Genomic DNA, 18763 nt, shown 5'->3' with positions numbered 1-18763 from the left:
TCCTTAAGCTTTAATATCTACAACTCTAACGCGAGTAAATTGTCTTCTAAAACCGCGTTTTAATTTTGAGTCTTTTCTGCGTCTTTTTTTATAAATCACAACTTTTTTGTCTTTTCCATGAGCAATCACTTCTAAAACAACTTTTGCACCCGCAACAAACGGCGCACCTACCTTTAATTCTTTATCGCATACAGCAAGAACTTCACTTACTTCTATGCTTGATTTTGCTTCAGCTTCAAAACGATCTAGTTTAAGCTCATCACCTTGGCTTACTCTGTATTGTTTTCCACTGTGTTTAATAATAGCATACATACAGCTATCCTTTCTTAAAATATTTTGGTAGCACCATAAAGCATTATGTATAAAACATAAATTTAAAAAGCTTTAGTGGTTAAAACTTGAGATTATACTCAAAATAATTTTAAATTTAGGTTAATTACCAACCTAAATTTACTGTACCATTTGGATTTACACTATGTTGTTTTTCCATTCCAACACCGCTATCATCTAAAGGTCTACAAATATCATCTTTTTTAACACTTCCTTCAAGAATTTTAGCATATGATAGTTTTGGTGTTGAGCGGATAATTTGAACCTTTCCACTTTTTGTTTCTATTCTTGCTGTATTTTCTTTAGTATAAGCATCCTTTATCACTTCACCCAAAGAATAACACTCATAGATTTCATCATTACTCAAAATTTGCGAGAAGACTACTTCATTATTACTAACTTGTGCAACTTTTAAAGGATAAATAGCGTTTAAAATATCATCTGAAATTTTCTTTGCAATTTTTTCACTTAGCTTTTCACTAGCTACTAAAGAATCACCTTTAACAAAGGCTGACATGGTTAAAGTATTTGAAAATTTAATTTGTCTGGTGGCAAATAAAAGCACGCGATAATCCACCACAACATCTATTTTATTTTTATTTCCTTTGGTTTTAAGATCTACCCCACCTACATGAAATAACAAAATATAATCAGTAGCTAAAACATTCTTAAGTTTGTAAATTTCATCTTTATGCGTATTAGATGAATTTATCAAAGCTTTCTCCATTTCATAATAACCTTTAGAATCTCTATCTAAAACATTAAATTTCCTACTTTGAAGTAAATCTGTGATAATTTTTTGCTGTAAAATATTTCCAAGCTCTTGGTATTTAGAAGAGGTGTTAAATACCGTAATACTTCTTCTACTATCTGGCTTATAACCTGGTATTTGATATTTTTTATGAGTAGTAGTTTTAAAAATGGTTACATTTGCTATGTATTTATCGTTTTCTTGAACCACACTATCAATTTCATATGCATCAACTCTGCCTTTTGTAGCTTTTATGATTTGCTCTTTATAGCTATCTTCTATATTAGTCTTTTTATTATTTGAATTTACCCCGACAAAAGACTGCTTGGTTGAGTCGATATTAACACCATTTAATTTACCAATAGCTTCTATTATGGCATTATTTATTGCCTCTTCTCTGCTAGCTCCTATACCCTCGCCCGTACTTGAATTGGTAGTGCTTGTGGTGATTATTTTGGCATATAAACTCAAATGAAAACATAAAATCAAAATACAAATTTGTAATATCTTCATAAATTTTTCCTAAAAATCATCTATATCATTTACAACATTAGAACTTCTTTGTATATTAGAAGACTTTTTAGGTTCAGTTTTTGAGACACTAGTGTTTGAATTTGATTTTAAAGCTTCGTTAATATTTGCCACATTATCATAAGAATAAAATCTTACAACACCTACATGTTCTATACCATTTTCGCTTGTATAATTCCATCTTTTAAGTGTTCCTATGCCTTTGATTTTTCCGCTAGCACTTGCTTTTATTTTTGTATTGATTTTTTCTACAATATTTGTAAAATCTTTAATTTCTTCTTGAGTAGTGTTGTCATTGATATTTAAGCTTTGCTTGATGATTTCTTCATAACTTTCACCTGTAGTTTTTTCATCTTTTAAACTTAAATTGGTATTGATAAATTCAATTATAGCTGCATCGGCCATAGTTGAAGCTGTATCTTTAGCCCTATCTTCTAATATATTTGTCTTCTTGGCATTATTTGCATCAGCAATATAACCCCAATTTCCATAGCTTAAAATAACCGGTGAACCTTTTTCATCATAAACTAAGCGAATACCATATTCATTAAGAAAGCCTTTATTGTCTTTTGGTAAATACTCGTTGATATTTTTTCCTTTACCTTTGATGTTACTTTGACGCGCTAAAGACATATCTTTAGCAAGTTGACGAGTTTTTTTAGAAACAACTGCAATTACACCAATATCATATTGCCCTCTTCTTTGCGTAACTATAGTTTGCACAGGAATTAAACCGCTCATTGAACCAACTGCACTAGTAATTGTTTTATTAAGAAACTCTTCTTTTAATAAAATCTTTTTTCTTTCCTCTGTTAAACCTTCTACATTAATGCCCAAATCTCTCAAAGCTTTATCTAATTTTGCACCACTTAATTGAACCAGTTTATCAAAAATTTGTCCTACAACACTTCCTTTTGGTAGTTCTTCAAATTCTTTTGCATTAGTAGAATTATCAGCTTCGTAATTTTGAATTTTACTCACTGCCATTCTTCCAAAGGCATCTTCAATAAAATCAGACTGTAAATTAAGCATAGCTTTTTGGTAAGCATTTTGCAAAGCTTGAGCAAATTGAGGATCGCTATCGCTTAGCGCAACTACACTTCTACCCGTATAAAAGGTTTTTCCATCTTTTGTAATACCATATTCTATACCAAAATTATCTGCAAATTCTTCAAAAAAATCATCTAAAGATTTTGGAGTAATATCTTTAGAGCTAGCATCTGACATTTCATTTTGAATTTTAATATCTTCTTGAGTAATTTCAACTTGTGGAGTTGCTTGAGCATAAAGAAAACTCGCTACCAATAATGATCCAATAACAAATCTTTTTTTCATCATATCTTTCCTTGTTGTTTTATATTACCAGCTTACAGTTTTACTAGATCCTAGTTTATTGATTCTATTGGTTTTTTGCCATACTACCAAACCACTGCCCTTTTCAGCTAATTTCATAACAAAAAAGTATTCAACTTGGGTTTTACCATTACTTAATTTTATATTTTGCTGACCAATTCTTCCCTGTAAAGTCAAAGAAGCGCTAATTTGCGTATGATTTTTAGATACTGTGGCTTTATCATATCTATCATCATCTTTATCGCTCGTTACATCATCCATATTATTTTGAGTAGCACTATCATTGCCTTGAGTAGCTGAAGCTGCAAATTTACCTGAATTTATAAGTTCTTCTACCATCAAATCAGTCAAATTTCTAGTATCTATTCTTAAAGCTGTATCATTTACCACATCATAAACTGCCACAATAGCCTTACCTGAATTTCCTATTTTATTCACAACATAACTTGAATTAAACAAACTATTTAACATCTCTTTAGCTGTATTGTCAAAATCTTCACCAGTTAAAGCCATGCTTAAAGAATCGCCTTGTTTTACTTTTGCCGCAGTTCCATCTACATAAATAGGTTGTTGCATGCACGCACTAAATAAAACACCTATAGCCACTACACTTGTTAAAATTTTAATTTTTTTCATTATTTATCCTTTTTTATTTAATATATATTTTATATTTTTTTGCTTCCTTATTACTAGCTATATTTTGTATAATATACTCTTGTTTAGCTAATAATCTTATATTTTTATAGTTTTTATCAATAGTATTTTTTATAACAAATCCATCCTTATCAAACCATTCTATTTTATAAGAAAGCTTTTTATCAACAGAACTATAAAAAATAATCTGCACTTCTAATAATCCTGCATTATTTATTCTTTCTTTTATACTTTTTACATTTGTATGTTTAAAATTTGCATCAAAAGTATCTTGCGAAACCAAAAACATATAATTTAATAATAATAAAAAAATTAACTTTTTCATTTTTCTATGATATTTATACTTGGAGCAATACTAGGTGCAAAAGAACGCACTACAACCAATACATTTTTCTTTGGATTAATCTGTCTTTCAAATAGCACATCATCACTTGGAGTTTTAATAATAATTTTACCTGTATTTTTAATCATAACAACTCCTATGCTTTGTGGCAATCCTCTCCAAGATCTAACATCAGCTTGAGTAGTTGCTGCATTCATGATACCACTAGCAAGGCTTAAAAAACCTCCTGTTGAGTCATTATTAGCTACTGCTGCATTGATAGTAGTTTTTAAGATAGTTGAAACTATTGCTTTTGTAACTATTGATGGTTGCTCGAACTTAAACTCGCTTGCTACAACATTATCCAAATCAACTAATTTTGTAGTATTAGTATCATTTACACTTAAATACTCAAAAGACTGACTTCTTTTTTTTAGCTTAGGTAGAGCAATAGAAGTTGTCGTAAGAGTGTCATTTAAAATCAAAGGCAGAGTTAATTTAAACTCATCCTTTACCACACCAAAACCATTCTCATAAACAATAAAAACATATTTATTTTTTGATTTAGCGTTGCTAATTGCTTTCCACTCTTTATTAATTTCTTTATTTTTTGGGTTTAAAATCTTTATTTCTTTAAATAAATCTTTAGCCAAAGTATAATCTTTGCTCATATAATAAAAAATCGAAGCTAAGTAAGTTGCATAAGGATTGGTAAAATTTTTACTTGTTGAAAATTCTTCAAACAAAACTTCATATTGAGCATTTATTTGTTTTGCTGATTCACTAAAATTTTTATTAAAATTTGGATCTTCTTTTTTGGCCTTTTCTAATTCTGCTTTATTTTTAGCAATTTGAGCTTTAAAATAATCTTTTGCTCTATCTTGACGCAATAAAGCTCTTTTAAACTCCACTCTTGCATTATTATAATCACCCTCACTCATAAAATTTAAACCCTTATATGTATTTACCATTATTCTTTCATATAAAGAGCCATCATAGTCTAATATAGAATCATTTATTAATGTAGTTACAGCTGTTTTAGCAATTTTTTGAGCGCCACTTCTTAAATCCACATCAACTTGATAAGATTCCTCAACCTTATCAAAAAATTCATTACTAAGATTAAAATATCCACAATTTTTTGCGATTAAACCTGCATTTAATCCTACATATACTGGATCATCTTTTTTATCTACCTTAGTCATTTCTTGAGTAAAAAATTCATCAGAACATATCTTTTGGGTTAACTTTTGCTCTAATTCATTGTTTACTTTTGCATGATTAGCACACGCACTAAATAAAATAGCTGTTAATGCAATCACACTAAATAAAATTTTATTTTTCATAAGCCAATTCCTAATTAAAAATTAAGAATGTATTATATATAAAAAATAAACAAAAAACAACATTCCCTAAAGAAATATCTTTAGGGAAAATTTGATTAAAGCTCTGGTTTTGGAGTTTTTTCAGTAGCTTTTGGAAGTTGAGGATAAGTAATGCTTGGTTTTTTACCTGTTAGAGCATGTAAGAAAGTTTCTATAGAAGCTGCTTCTTTGTCAGAAATTTCTATGCCAAGTTGCACACTACCCATTTCTTTAATCGCATCTTGTAAAGACCAAATAGCGCCATTATGGAAGTATGGAGCTGTTTCGGCAATATTTCTTAAAGTTGGAGTTTTAACTAAACCATTTGCATCACCTTTAAAATCACCTACATTTGCAAATTTATATTTAGCTGCCACTTGGAAAGCTTGCATACTACCACCTAAATTTACTCCTGTATGACAAGCTGTACAGCCTTTATCGATGAAAGTTTTTAAACCTTCTTTTTCTTTTTTGCTTAAAGCTTTTGTATCACCTTCTAAGAATTTATCAAATTTAGATGGAGTTAGAAGTGTTCTTTCAAATGTAGCAATAGCATCTGCTATATTATCAAAAGTTACCCCATCATTACCATATATTTTTTTAAATTCTTTAACATATTCTGGCATAGAAGAAATTTTTTCTACTGCTAACTTAGCAGGAGTTGCCATTTCAGGTTCTGCCTCGATTGGTCCTTTTGCTTGATCTGCTAAAGTACCTGCTCTACCATCCCAAAATTGAGTTGAATTTAAAACAGAATTATAAACTGTTGGCGAATTTAAATGATGAGGATTAGCAGTCCATTTGTGTCCTACAGCTGCTGCTATACCATCAGCACCACCCATACCTAAATTGTGACAGGTATTACAAGAAATCAAACCACTTTTAGAAAGTCTTGGTTCAAAATACAGCTTTTTACCAAGATTAGCTTTTTCTTTAGAAAACTTGCTAGCTTTAACGCCCATTTCTTTTAATAGTTTTTCAACGCCTGCTTGATCCTTTGGCAAAGGTGCTAAACCTGCTACTTTTGCTTCATCAAGCAAAGCTTTATCGTTAGCAAAAGCAGTTGATGCAACTAATAATGATGATGCAACTAATAATGAAATTTTTTTCATTATTCACTCCTAAATAAGATAAAATAAAGCCTATTTAAAATAAACTTATTGAAAATATATCTATAATTTTCTTTAAATAAAATAAAAAATTTCTATTTAAAAATAAAAATTATTATAGGATAAAATATCTCTTAAATATTTATTTCAGAGTTTTTTGCTATCATTATTATAAATCTTTATAGAATTAGGATAGAAAGTAAATGGAAAATTTAATAATTTATCTTTTAGCTTATCTTATAGGTGCTATACCTTTTGGTCTTTTACTAGCTCAAATTTTTGCCAAAACAAATATCAAAAATGCAGGCAGTAAAAGCATAGGCGCTACCAATGTTTTAAGAGTAGTAAAAGAAAGCGACCCTAAGCTTGCCAAAACACTTGCTGTTGCAACAATTGTCTTAGATGCACTTAAAGGAATTGTACCTATATTAGTAGCAAAAATTTTAGGCTATGATGAAAATATCTTATGGACTATGGCGGTTTTAGCAGTATTTGGCCATTGTTTTTCTCCTTATTTAAAATTTGAAGGTGGCAAAGGAGTAGCTACTGGAGCTGGGGTTTTAGCAGTATTTTTACCTTTTGAGATTATATGTGCACTTTTGGCTTGGTTTATTATAGGTAAGGTATTTAAAATTTCAAGCTTAGCCTCACTTGGAGCTTTAATTGTTTTAATTGCAACTTCTTTTATGTTTCATTATGATATGCCTATGATTAATACCCATGCGCCGATATTTATCATCGCTTTTATAGTAGTTTATAAACACATACCAAATATTTTAAGGCTTATTGGAAAACAAGAATGCAAAGTCATATAAAAGTTAGCTTAGAATTTAAATGCATTATAGGGCTTTTGGATTTTGAAAGAATTCAAGAGCAAAAAGTCCTAATAGAATTAGAAGCTAAAAGTAAGAAATTTTTAGATTATGCAAAGTTATGCACTAGAATAGAAAAAATCTATAAAAAGAAAAAATTTAAGACTATAGAAAAATCTTTAAAATATATATGCAAAGATATCAAAAAACATCATAAAAAACTTCAATTTATAAATATTACTTGTTATAAGCCCGATATCATCAAAAATGCGTGCGTTGGAGCTAGTTTAAGCAAAAAATATTAAAAATTTTTTAAAGAATTTTGAACATTTGCTTAATTTGTGTTATACTTTTGCACTAAAACTATCTTCAAAGGAATAAAATGCGTATTTTAGTTGTAGAAGATGAAGCATCGCTTAATAAAACCTTATCAAACACTTTAAATGAGTTTGGCTACCAAAGCGACACTTCAGAAAATTTTAAAGACGCTGAGTATTTTATAGGTATTAGACATTATGATTTAGTATTATCAAATTGGACTATAGGCAATAATGATGCAAGCGATTTGATCAATGCTATCAAACAAAAATCTCCAAGAACTGCTATAGTAACAATGTGTACAAAAGCAGACAAAGAAAATGAAATCAAAGCTTTAAAAGCTGGAGCAGATGATTATATAAAAAAACCTTTGGATTTTGAAATTTTAATGGCAAGAATCGAAGCTAGACTTAGATTTGGCGGGACAAATGTGATTAAGATTGATGATTTAGTGATTGATCCTGATGAAGAAAAAATCACTTATCAAGGAAAAGACATAGAGTTAAAAGGAAAGCCTTTTGAAGTTTTAACTCACCTTGCTAGACACTCTGATCAAATCGTATCAAAAGAACAACTTTTAGATGCTATTTGGGAAGAACCTGAACTTGTAACTCCAAATGTTATAGAAGTTGCAATCAATCAAATAAGACAAAAAATGGATAAACCTCTTAATATTTCCACTATAGAAACTGTGCGCCGCAGAGGATATCGCTTTTGTTTTCCTAAAAAAACTAACTAAAAAATTTTTAGAATGATTTGATCATTCTAAAAATTAAATATTTTTATCTCTTTTTAAATTAGCTATAAGTTTTTATATAGTATAAGTTTGCTTTATTATCAATAAAAGGAAAAGTATGTCACTTTTAATCACTAGAGAATGTATATCCTGTGATGCATGCAGAGAAGAATGTCCAGATGAAGCAATTTATGATAATGATCCAATCTATGTCATAGATCCTGATTTATGTACTGAATGTGTGAATGAATTTTCAGAACCAGCCTGTATAGTGGCCTGTCCAGTAGATTGTATCATACCTGATCCTGATAATGTAGAAAGTATTGATGAGCTTCGCTTAAAACATAAAAATAAAGATATTTAATGGCTAAAAAAACAGCAGTAATTGATCTTGGCTCTAACTCCGTTCGTATGGTTGTTTTTGAAAGAACCTCAAGATATGGTTTTTTTATTTGCAGTGAACACAAAAAGAAAGTAAGACTTGGAGAAAATGCTTATAATAACAACAAAATCCTCCAAGAAGAAGCCATGTTTAAGGCCGAGAAGGCACTAGCTTATTTTAAAGAAAAAGCTGTAAAAGAAAAATGTAGGAAAATTATTGCTGTTGGAACTTCTGCGCTAAGAGATGCGCCTAATGCAAAAGAATTTATTACTAGAATATCAAAAAATGTAGGTTTAAACATAAAATGCATTAATGGTAAAACAGAATCATTTTTAGGTGGTCTTGCTGCGTTAAATTTACTATCAAATATTCAAAATGCCACCACCATAGACATAGGTGGAGGATCAACCGAGCTTTGTTTGATTAAAGAAGGTAAAATTATAGATTGTATTTCGCTTGATCTAGGAACTGTAAGATTAAAAGAGATTTTTTATGATACTAAAAGATTAAACGCTCTAGATCAATTCATACAAGAAGCTCTAATGCAAGTTCCAAAACATTTTCAAAGTGAAAATATTATTGCCATAGGTGGAAGCTTAAGAGCATTGTCAAATTCTATAATGAAAAAAAATTCCTATCCTTTAAAAATAATCCATAATTTCAGCTACAGCTTTGAAAAAGAAAAAAATTATATAGAAAAAATTCAAAATGCAAAAAATTTAATAGATTTTGATATCAAAAAAGATCGTTTTGATACTATAAAAGAAGGTTGTGTCATATTTTTAGCCTTAGCTAAAAAACTCAAAGCTAAAAATATCATCACTTCAGCAGTAGGTGTCAGAGAAGGCGTATTTTTATCTAATCTTTTTCAAAAATACGCCAAAATAAAAAACGACACTAATGACTTTTCGCAATTTAATGCCAAATTTCCGCCAAATTTCAACCCAAGTTTAAAATCCTTACAAGATCGCTTTGGTGTTGATTATAAAGATAAAAGTGCTTATTTTGCAAGTAAATTATTTGATGTATTTTTACCTATTCACAAAATAAGTTTAGATTTTAAAAAAGATCTTTTAAGCGCTGCTAAATTAGCCCATATAGGTGAAAAAATTAATTTTTATTTTGCTAATGAACATAGCGCCTATATGGCAATGAGTGGCTTAAACTTTGGCTTTTCACACAAAGAAATTTTGCTTATTGCAACTCTTTTAAAAGCCAATGGTAAAAAAATAAATCCCCTTGCCATAGAACATGTTAAAGAATTATTACCAAATAACCATATATTAGCTTGGCTTAATTTTATTCTAGCACTAGCAAAAAAACTTGCTAAAGATAGTGATGAAAATCTTGATTTTACATTAAAAAATCATACCTTATATATTTATTCAACAAAAAAACAAATTTATTTTTCAAGAGAAGAAATCAAAAAAATTTCAAAGCCAAAACTTATTGTTTTAGCTTTTAATCAATCTAATTAAGCATTTTGTTTTAAAAGTAAATTTTGCAATCTTTGTTTATTTTCTTCAAAATAAGAATCAAAGTCTTTTTCTTTTGGTTTTTGGGATGTTTTGTTTTGTTCCTCATTTTTCATCATAGCTTCACTTGTTTCTAATACCACATTAGAATTTCCTATGATCATAGTATAGCGTTTTAAGCCATACTCAAAAACTACAAGTTGATTATGTCTATCAAGCGGTCTTTGAAAAATCAAAGTAAAATTTCTATCTAAAGGATGTTTTTGTCTTAAATACATTTTTAAAAACCAAAGTCCAACAAGCAAAAGTATCAAAACACTTACAACTAAAATATAATTTGTAAAATCATACTCTTGCATTTTTATCTCCTCATTTTTTTCTTCTAAGCTATTTTTAGTTGCTAAATTCATACCTTCTTTTTGAGCGCGTAGTCTTAATCCATATTCACCAATCGTATCTGCATTAATTTGTATCTTATCGCCAACACTTAAGGCTATAAAAGTTTTTTTACCTTCTGAAAAAATTTTTATTTTTTTAATTATATTAGAATTTAATGTCTTATCTTCTTCTTTAACACTTTGAGCATTTAGTGTAAAGATAATAATATCGCCTTTTCTCTTTTGACTAATGCCTTCTTTATAAGGAATATCAAATGAAAAAGTAATATCCACCCTATCTTCTCTAGGATAGATATTATAATCAAGAATTTTTGCCCCAAAAAGAGGCAAAGCAAGTAGTAAAATCCAAATAAATTTCATTGCAATTCTTTTTTAAAATACTGCAATACTGATTTAGAATCTAAAATCTCATTAATTCTTATGGCAAGGTTTTTTTCATACACCATCACCTCACCTTTACCAAAAATTCTTTTATTCAAGTAAAGCTCCACACTTTCGCCTGCTGGCTTTTCAAGATCTATCACAGAACCAACTTCTAGCTTTAAGAGTTCTCTCACGCTCATATTAGTTGTGCCAAGCTCACTAACAAAATCAACACTAATGTCTAAAATATCTTCATAAGATTGTAATAATCCTAAATGATCTTCTATCATATTTTTTTATAACCTATTCTAAAGGAAGCATTTTTTACTTCATAAGTAAATTTTTCTTTGAGTTTAATTTTTGAAAATCCATCAATACGCCCTAAATACTCAGGAACACCTAAACGATACTCATCTTTTCCATTGGTATCATTAAGTAGCTTTTTAGCATAGCCTATGATTTGATTGGCCACTTCTTTAACTAAATCTGCCAATCCATCTTCTTTTAATTCTTCATGCAATAAAAATTGTGCAATTTCATTTAAAGCTTGTTTTTGAAAAAACAAATAAAAACTATATTCCTCATCTTTAAAATACAAAGGTATAGAAGCCCCATAAAGTTCGCCTCTAATCACGCTTTTTTGTGAAATTTTTAATTTTAAAATATGCTCAAAAAAATGATAAATCGAATACTCAAGTGTTTTAGTCATAGCTTTTCCTTAATAAACTTATAATAAATTTATTTTACTAAATAAACCTTTAATCATAATTAATAATTAAAATATAAAATACTATAATTTTGATTTGCTAAAAGGCTTTTAATGTTTATAGAAAATTTTAATTTAGATGAAAAAGTTTTTATCGTTGCCGAGCTTTCAGCTAACCATGCAAACAGCCTTGAAGTGGCCTTAAAAACCATACAAGCAGCTAAAAAAGCAGGGGCTGATGCTATAAAAATTCAAACCTATACCCCAGATAGCTTAACGCTAAATTCAAACAAAAAAGATTTTATTATCGAAGGTGGTTTGTGGCATGGACGTAAACTATACGAATTATACGAAGAAGCTAAAACGCCTTATGAGTGGCATGAAAAACTTTTTGAATGCGCCAAAAATGAAGGGCTAATCTGCTTTTCTAGTCCTTTCTCTAAAGAGGATGTGAATTTTTTAAGACAATTTAATCCCCCAGCTTATAAAATCGCTTCTTTTGAAGTAAATGATTATGATTTTGTGCGTTATGTAGCTAAAGAAAATAAACCTACTTTGATTTCTACAGGTATAGCTTATAAAGAAGAGCTTGAAATGGTTGTTAAAATTTTCCAAGAAGAAAACAACCCAAATCTAATTTTGCTTAAATGCACTTCGGCCTATCCTTCACAAATTTGTGATTTAAATTTAAATGTCATCAAAACTTTACAAGAAAAATTTAAAACCATAGTAGGCTTAAGCGATCATAGCGAGGGCTTTTTAGCACCTACTTTAGCCGTAGCTCTTGGAGCAAAAGTCATAGAAAAACATTTTATATTAGATAAAACTTTTAATAGTGCTGATGCTAAATTTAGTCTTGATTATGAAGAGTTTAAGCAAATGTGTTCTATGGTGCGTTTAAGCGAGCAAGCGCTAGGCAAATCTAGCTTAACAATAGATGATAAAACCTTAAAAAATCGCCATTTTGCAAGAAGCTTATACGCTAGTAAAGACATCAAAAAAGGTGAGGTTTTTACACAAGAAAATGTAAAAAGCATAAGACCAAGCCTAGGCTTACATCCTAAATTTTTACCTATCATACTTGGCAAAAAAGCAAGTTGTGATATAGAATTTGGACAAGCGTTAAAAAAAGAAGATTTTTTGGAGTAATTATGCAAGAAAATATTTTTAATAAAAATTTAAAAGCTCTAAGTAATAAAGATTTAAAAGAAAAACTAACAAATTTCAAGCAGAATAATTTTAAAATAAAACAAGGATCTGATCCTTTGGATATTAATTTTATTCATCATAAAAGAGAACAAGCGTTGTATAATAATACACTTGATGAGTTAAACGAAAAAATAAATCTATACAATGATAAATATTTATTATATCCAATATTATATTTTTTTGGTTTTGGCAACGGAATTTTGTATAAAATTCTCTTGCAAAACAAAAATAGACAAAAAATTGTTATTTTTGAAAAAGAAATAGAATTTATTTATCTGAGTTTTCATCTTTTAGATTTTAGTGAAGAGTTAAAAGACTGTCGACTAATTATTTTAGATATAAACAATATAAACTATACACATTTTCAAATTTTATGCAATAGCTCGCCGTTTTTTAATTTCTTAAGAACTTATTTTTTAGATATCCATTGTGATTATTATGAAAAATTTCACAATGATATTTTAAAAACAAACGAAACTATGCAAACTTATATAAAAAAATCTATTTTAAAATTTGGCAATTCTTCAAAAGATGCTTTAAAAGGTATAGAAAATTTTATTTATAACCTACCAGATCTTTTTTTAAATCATTCTTTTAAAGAATTATTATCAAAACGAAAAAACACCTACCAAAACGCTATTATAGTTTCAACGGGTCCTTCTTTAATCAAACAACTCCCTCTGCTTAAAAAATATGCAAATAAAGCAACTATCTTTTGTGCTGATAGCGCTTATCCTATACTAGCAAAACATAATATAAAACCTGATTATGTTTTATCTTTAGAGAGAATAGAAAAAACAAGTGAATTTTTTAATAATAATTTTGGAGATTTTGATAAAGATATATTATTCATCTTAACTGAAATTGTATATAAAAACACCCCTAAATATTTAAAAGAAAACAATAGGGATTTTATTTTTATACAAAAAATAGGTGATTTTAGTAAACTTTTTCATTTAAAAGACCTGGGTAGCTTAATAAATACTCCAAGCGTGGCAAATATGGCTTATTTCATAGCATCTTGCTTACAACACAAAAATATCATTTTAATAGGACAAGATTTAGCTTATTCTGATGATGGATTTTCACATCCTCAAGATTATCATTATAAGGCAGACTGCGAAAGTCATTATGAACATATTCAAACTTTGGGTTATGGTGGTAACAGCATGGTGAAAACACACGAAATATGGATGGTGTTTAAACATTATCTAGAAGAAGCTATTGCTGATAATAAAAAACAAAACATCCAAACTTATAATGCCACTGAAGGCGGAGCTAGGATAGAAGGAACCATAGAAAAGCCTTTTAAAGAGCTTTGTGAATCTTTATTTGAAAACACCACACCAAAATCATTCATACAACTTGATAAAATCACACAAAATAAAAAAAATGTACTCATGCTTAAAACGTTTTATAAAACACAACAAGCCATCAAGCTTTGTGAGTTTTTGCATAAAGAAAATTTATATATGCTCAATCGTATTTGTTTTTTAATGAGTGATGAAAAAAATTTTATTAGTTTAATACAAGAAATAGAAAATTATAAAATAAAACTTATCAAAGTAGATATTTTAAAAGAGCTGACAAGTGCTATTAGTGTTCAATTTGAGCTTAATTTAGCAAGAATTCAAGTGCTTAACCCTAAAACACAAGAAGATAATTTTAACAAAATGCTTCTTTGGATTAAAGAATACTTATCTTTTATTGAAATTATTAACGAACATATTATTGCATTAAAAATAACCTTAGAAACAAATATATTAAATTTAGAAAATTTTCTGATCAAAAATAACTTTGAAAAATATGTAAATAAAATAAAAGCAACAAAACTACAAAGCTGTTGATTAATATAAAGTACATTCAATATAATTTTGTTATAATTAAAATAAAAACGGATACCTATGAACAAAGAATTATTTTTAAAAAACACCCAAGCTCTTTTTGAAGTTGATCAAATATTAGCTTACGAATTAAGAAAGATAACCAATACTCAAAGATTTCAGCTTATAGAAAACAAAATTTTTGATACACAAAATCAAGTTTTTTTAGATGATAATCATTCTTTTGATTATGAAAAATTTGAGCTATATCCAGTGTTATTTTTTTATGGTTTTGGCGATGGAAAATTTTTCTTAGAACTTTTAAAAAATCAACACTTAAAACACATCGTAATCTTTGAAGATGAATTAGAAATTTTATATTTAGCCTTTCATATGATTGATTTTTCTGCATTTTTAAAAAAGGAAAAATTGATTTTATTTTTTACACCAAATATTAACACCGCTCAAATCAAAGTTTTATTTAATTATCCAAATATCAAACATACATTAAAAATTTTTAATTTTCACTTTTATAATGAATTTTACACCAATTTTTACTCATCTAACGCCCAAAATATAATGCAAACTTTACTAAATATAATCAAAACACTCATGCTTACTCGAGGAAATGACCCAAAAGATGCTTTAATAGGAATAAAACATAATGTTATAAACCTGGAAAAAATCATCACCCACACCCCTTTTAAAAGTCTAATAAAAGACAGAAAAGCAAAGGCAAAAAACGCTATAATAGTTTCAACAGGCCCTTCTTTAATCAAACAACTTCCTCTTTTAAAAAAATACCAAGAAAATGCTGTTATTTTTAGCGCTGATAGCTCTTATGCGATTTTAGCAAAAGAAGGAATCAAACCTGATTATGTTTTTTCGCTAGAAAGAGTAGACTTTACAAGTGAATTTTTTAATAATGATTTTGGAGATTTTGATAAAGATATATTATTTATAATTGCTTCTTTAACCCATCCTAAAACCATAGAGTATTTAGAAAAAAATAATAGAAATTATATGCTTGTTTTAAGACCTTTATTTTTTGAAAGCAAGCTTGGTTTAAATGAGTATGGCTTTTTAGGAAACGCTATGAGTGTTGCCAATATGGCTTATGAACTTGCTGGTGCTTTAAGATTTGAAAATATCATTTTAATAGGACAAGACTTAGCCTATAGCGATGATGGCAAATCGCACCCGAAAGAACATCTATATGGTGATCAAGGAGATGAGGAAGTAGTCTATAAGGAAATAACTGCTTATGGTGGCAACGGAAAGGTTAAAACACAACTCACTTGGTATTTGTTTTTAAAAAGTTTTGAAAAAGATATTGCTCTTGCAAAAAATATCCTAAATATAAAAACATACAATGCTACAGAGGGCGGAGCTAGGATAGAAGAAACTATAGAAAAGCCTTTTAAAGAAGTTTGTGAAGAAATGCTAAAAGAAAAAATTGACAAAAATATCGCTTTAACAAAACCAAAAAATCCTCAAAAAAAAATCAAACAATGCAAAGAAAAACTTATCAAACAAACAAAACAATGTCAAATATTTATCAATGAATGTAAAAAAGCTATTAAAGAAAAAAACTTAGAAAAACTAGAAAAACTGAGATTAAAACTACCAAAAAGTGATTTTTTTTCAGATATTGTGCAAGCTAGGTGTTTTCAAAACGAATGTGAAGTTTTAAAACACAAAGTTACGAAAGTTAAAGATTTAGAATTTTTCTTAGCTCAGCAAATTGACTTTTTTGAGGAAATCATTTTATACCTAGAAAAATACAATGAGACTATTAAGGAAAATCTTGATAATAAATAATCAACATATTTAAATTTTATTTTCTAAGTAAAAAACCACACTATTTTTATTTGAAAAAATGACGATTTTCTTTAGGCGAAAGGGTAATATGAAAACAGAAATTTTTAAAAAAAATATCAAAGCTTTAAAAGGAAGCGAACACCAGAGCTTAAAAAGAAAATTAGGTAAAATCAAAGAAGCAAAAGATTATATTTATGTTTTTGATAAAGATCCTTTAAACTGCAATATTTGTTATAAAAATCTAAAAAACATATATAAAGATCCACTAAAAGAATTACAAGAACAAATAGAAATTTTTAATAAAAAATACCTAAGATACCCTGTGTTATTTTTTTATGGCTTAGGTAATGGAATTTTTTATAAAAATTTATTAACCAATAAAACCCATGAAAGGGTTATTGTTTATGAAAAAGATATAGAACTTATATTTTTGGTCTTTAATATGATTGATTTTTCCAAAGAGCTTTTAGAGGGAAGATTAATTGTTGTTCATACTAAAGAATTAAATTATGTTAAGGCGGATTTAATTTGTAGTTTATTGGGTTTGTTTTTAAGAACTTATGATTTACATATTCACTCATATTTTTATGAAGATCAAAAAAAAGAAATTCAATACATCAACACCTTAAATTCCAAAGTGATTAAAAATATAGCTTTGCGAAAAGGAAATGACCCAGTAGATGCTATGCAAGGAGTGGAACAATTTGTTTTAAACTTACCCAAAATGCTAACACACCCAAGCTTTAAAGAGTTAAAACAAAAAAGAAGTCATAAAAGCAAAAATGCTATATTAGTGGCTACAGGACCATCACTACAAAAACAACTTCCTTTACTTAAGAAATATGCAAATAAAGCAACTATCTTTTGCGCTGATAGCGCTTATCCTATCTTAGCAAAAGCAGGTATAAAACCTGATTATGTTTGTATGCTTGAAAGAGATGATATAGTAGCTAAATGTTTTGATAATGATTTTGGTGATTTTGATAAAGATATAACTTTTATTTTGGTTTCTTTAGTCTATCAAGATAGTATTAATTTTTTAGAAAAAAATGAAAGAAAATATATTTTAGTTTCTAGAGCTTATGCGTTTGCTTATTCTTTGGGTTTGCATGATTTTGGTTATGTTAGCGGAGGAATGAGTGTTGCTCATCTAAATTATGAGCTAGCTCAATTATTAGGACATGAAAATATCATTTTAATAGGACAAGACTTAGCCTATGCTAATGATGGCAAAACACACAGCGATGGCTTTTTACACGAAAGTTATCATGAAGGAGATTTTGAGCGCGATCATGGCAAATATGAAACCCTAGCATATGGCGGAAAAGGCTATGTACAAAGCTCTGAAATATGGCTTATTTTTAAACAAATTTTTGAAAATTTATTCCACAAACAAACAAAGGTAAAAATTTATAATGCTACAGAGGGCGGAGCTAGGATAGAAGGAACCATAGAAAAACCTTTTAAAGAACTTTGCAAAAATTTACTTACTAATGAAATCAAAAAGCCTTTTTCAAAAATACAAAAACCAAAACGCAAAGATAGTAACGATCTTATGTTACAAGCTTATAAAAAAATCAAACAACACATCAAAGCAAGTAATAAATTTTTTAAAGAGTGCAAAAGATTACACAAGGCACTTAATAATAAAAGCAAAATCCGCTACACTCCTCAAGAATTAAGTGCTCAAATAGACACTCTCAAAGCAACACTAGAAAGTCAAAAATATATTTTTTTAAGAGAAGTTATCTCTCCTTCTTTATTTCATTTAGAAAGTACTATTTCTCAAATTTATGTTACTCCTATACATAATGAAAGTGATAAACAAAATAAACTTACAGCTTGGATACTAGCACATAAAACTTGGCTTGAAGACATTGCGGAATTAACCTTAGTTCAAGAAAAAGCTTTAAAAATTGCTATTATGCCTTTACAAGATATCTTAGAAAAAAGAAAATTAATATAAAGTGGGTTTTTACCCACTTTGGATTTATTGTAAAAGTTTTAGAACATTTTGTTGTACAGCATTAGCCTGACTCATAGCATAAGATCCACTTTGAGCTAAGATGTTATACTTAGAAAAGTTTGCACTTTCTGCTGCAAAGTCTACATCTCTGATGTTTGATTCAGCTGATTTGATATTTACTTGAGTTACACTGATGTTATTAAGTGTTGCAGTGATTTGATTTTGCACCGCACCAATGTCAGCTCTAATAGCATCAAGATTTGCTGTAGCAGTTTCAACTATATCCATCATAGCCATAGCACCTTTAAGTGTAGTAACACCAGGAGCTTGATCATTTGCC

20 protein-coding genes are annotated in these 18763 nt (G+C 28.6%); 9 read left to right on the top strand and 11 right to left on the bottom strand.

The features are described from left to right. Positions 1-3 precede the first annotated feature (3 nt). The 7 genes from rplU to L8X24_RS02805 form a co-directional block, all read right to left on the bottom strand. Positions 4-312: a 50S ribosomal protein L21 gene (rplU, locus tag L8X24_RS02835; RefSeq protein ID WP_263663533.1), complete on the bottom strand. Its 309-nt coding sequence runs from the start codon at positions 310-312 to the stop codon at positions 4-6. A 124-nt stretch (positions 313-436) separates the two neighbouring features. Then, complete coding sequence (locus L8X24_RS02830; protein WP_263663532.1) at positions 437-1594, bottom strand: LPP20 family lipoprotein; 1158 nt, start codon at positions 1592-1594, stop codon at positions 437-439. Between the two features lie 9 nt (positions 1595-1603). Next, complete coding sequence (locus L8X24_RS02825; RefSeq protein WP_263663531.1) at positions 1604-2947, bottom strand: DUF6844 domain-containing protein; 1344 nt, start codon at positions 2945-2947, stop codon at positions 1604-1606. 24 nt (positions 2948-2971) lie between these two features. Further along, on the bottom strand, positions 2972-3601 hold the full coding sequence (lpoB, locus tag L8X24_RS02820) for a penicillin-binding protein activator LpoB (RefSeq protein ID WP_263663530.1): 630 nt from the start codon (positions 3599-3601) through the stop codon (positions 2972-2974). 13 nt (positions 3602-3614) lie between these two features. After that, complete coding sequence (locus L8X24_RS02815) at positions 3615-3944, bottom strand: YcfL family protein (RefSeq protein WP_173787076.1); 330 nt, start codon at positions 3942-3944, stop codon at positions 3615-3617. Next, entirely contained in the window at positions 3941-5287 is a 1347-nt protein-coding gene (locus L8X24_RS02810) for a COG3014 family protein (RefSeq protein WP_263663529.1), read from the bottom strand. Before L8X24_RS02810 ends, L8X24_RS02815 begins: the two co-directional genes overlap by 4 nt. A 95-nt stretch (positions 5288-5382) precedes the next feature. Then, positions 5383-6417, bottom strand: coding sequence for a cytochrome-c peroxidase (locus tag L8X24_RS02805; RefSeq protein WP_263663528.1), 1035 nt, complete (start codon positions 6415-6417; stop codon positions 5383-5385). A gap of 200 nt (positions 6418-6617) precedes the next feature. Here L8X24_RS02805 and plsY point away from each other — a divergent pair, with 200 nt between their 5' ends. The 5 genes from plsY to L8X24_RS02780 all read left to right on the top strand — a co-directional run bounded on the left by plsY (position 6618) and on the right by L8X24_RS02780 (position 10140). Continuing rightward, positions 6618-7229 (top strand): glycerol-3-phosphate 1-O-acyltransferase PlsY, encoded by a 612-nt coding sequence (gene plsY / locus L8X24_RS02800; protein ID WP_263663526.1) that lies wholly within the window; start codon positions 6618-6620, stop codon positions 7227-7229. Next, positions 7214-7531: a dihydroneopterin aldolase gene (locus L8X24_RS02795; protein WP_173787072.1), complete on the top strand. Its 318-nt coding sequence runs from the start codon at positions 7214-7216 to the stop codon at positions 7529-7531. Before plsY ends, L8X24_RS02795 begins: the two co-directional genes overlap by 16 nt. Positions 7532-7608: 77 nt before the next feature. Then, entirely contained in the window at positions 7609-8283 is a 675-nt protein-coding gene (gene hsrA, locus L8X24_RS02790) for a homeostatic response regulator transcription factor HsrA (protein WP_039667907.1), read from the top strand. Between the two features lie 115 nt (positions 8284-8398). After that, positions 8399-8644 (top strand): YfhL family 4Fe-4S dicluster ferredoxin, encoded by a 246-nt coding sequence (locus tag L8X24_RS02785; RefSeq protein ID WP_012660922.1) that lies wholly within the window; start codon positions 8399-8401, stop codon positions 8642-8644. Further along, positions 8644-10140, top strand: a complete 1497-nt coding sequence (locus L8X24_RS02780) for a Ppx/GppA phosphatase family protein (protein ID WP_263663524.1) — start codon at positions 8644-8646, stop codon at positions 10138-10140. The genes L8X24_RS02785 and L8X24_RS02780 overlap by 1 nt, the downstream gene beginning before the upstream one ends. On the opposite strand, the gene L8X24_RS02775 is transcribed toward L8X24_RS02780, so the two are convergent. The 3 genes from L8X24_RS02775 to L8X24_RS02765 are packed head-to-tail and all read right to left on the bottom strand — an operon-like array spanning position 10137 to position 11607. Further along, entirely contained in the window at positions 10137-10895 is a 759-nt protein-coding gene (locus L8X24_RS02775) for a hypothetical protein (RefSeq protein ID WP_263663523.1), read from the bottom strand. The two genes, L8X24_RS02780 and L8X24_RS02775, sit on opposite strands and share 4 nt — an antisense overlap. After that, a complete protein-coding gene (gene fliN, locus L8X24_RS02770; RefSeq protein WP_012660919.1) occupies positions 10892-11188 on the bottom strand; it encodes a flagellar motor switch protein FliN in 297 nt (98 codons plus the stop codon). Before fliN ends, L8X24_RS02775 begins: the two co-directional genes overlap by 4 nt. Beyond that, positions 11185-11607 (bottom strand): hypothetical protein, encoded by a 423-nt coding sequence (locus L8X24_RS02765; protein WP_012660918.1) that lies wholly within the window; start codon positions 11605-11607, stop codon positions 11185-11187. Before L8X24_RS02765 ends, fliN begins: the two co-directional genes overlap by 4 nt. Positions 11608-11718: 111 nt before the next feature. Here L8X24_RS02765 and pseI point away from each other — a divergent pair, with 111 nt between their 5' ends. The 4 genes from pseI (at position 11719) to L8X24_RS02745 (ending at position 18423) form a co-directional block, all read left to right on the top strand. Then, positions 11719-12753 (top strand): pseudaminic acid synthase, encoded by a 1035-nt coding sequence (gene pseI, locus L8X24_RS02760; RefSeq protein WP_263663522.1) that lies wholly within the window; start codon positions 11719-11721, stop codon positions 12751-12753. Positions 12754-12755: 2 nt separating this feature from the next. Further along, entirely contained in the window at positions 12756-14660 is a 1905-nt protein-coding gene (locus L8X24_RS02755; RefSeq protein WP_263663521.1) for a motility associated factor glycosyltransferase family protein, read from the top strand. A gap of 57 nt (positions 14661-14717) precedes the next feature. Then, positions 14718-16457, top strand: coding sequence for a motility associated factor glycosyltransferase family protein (locus L8X24_RS02750; RefSeq protein WP_263663520.1), 1740 nt, complete (start codon positions 14718-14720; stop codon positions 16455-16457). A gap of 88 nt (positions 16458-16545) precedes the next feature. Beyond that, entirely contained in the window at positions 16546-18423 is a 1878-nt protein-coding gene (locus L8X24_RS02745) for a motility associated factor glycosyltransferase family protein (RefSeq protein WP_263663519.1), read from the top strand. 24 nt (positions 18424-18447) lie between these two features. On the opposite strand, the gene L8X24_RS02740 is transcribed toward L8X24_RS02745, so the two are convergent. Further along, positions 18448-18763 (bottom strand): flagellin (locus L8X24_RS02740; RefSeq protein WP_263663518.1); only part of this gene is annotated, 316 nt, incomplete at its 5' end.

Origin of the sequence: Campylobacter sp. CNRCH_2015_0814 (genome assembly GCF_025772765.1) — a bacterium.
Lineage (GTDB): Bacteria > Campylobacterota > Campylobacteria > Campylobacterales > Campylobacteraceae > Campylobacter_D.
This window is presented reverse-complemented; position numbering and strand designations above follow the sequence as displayed.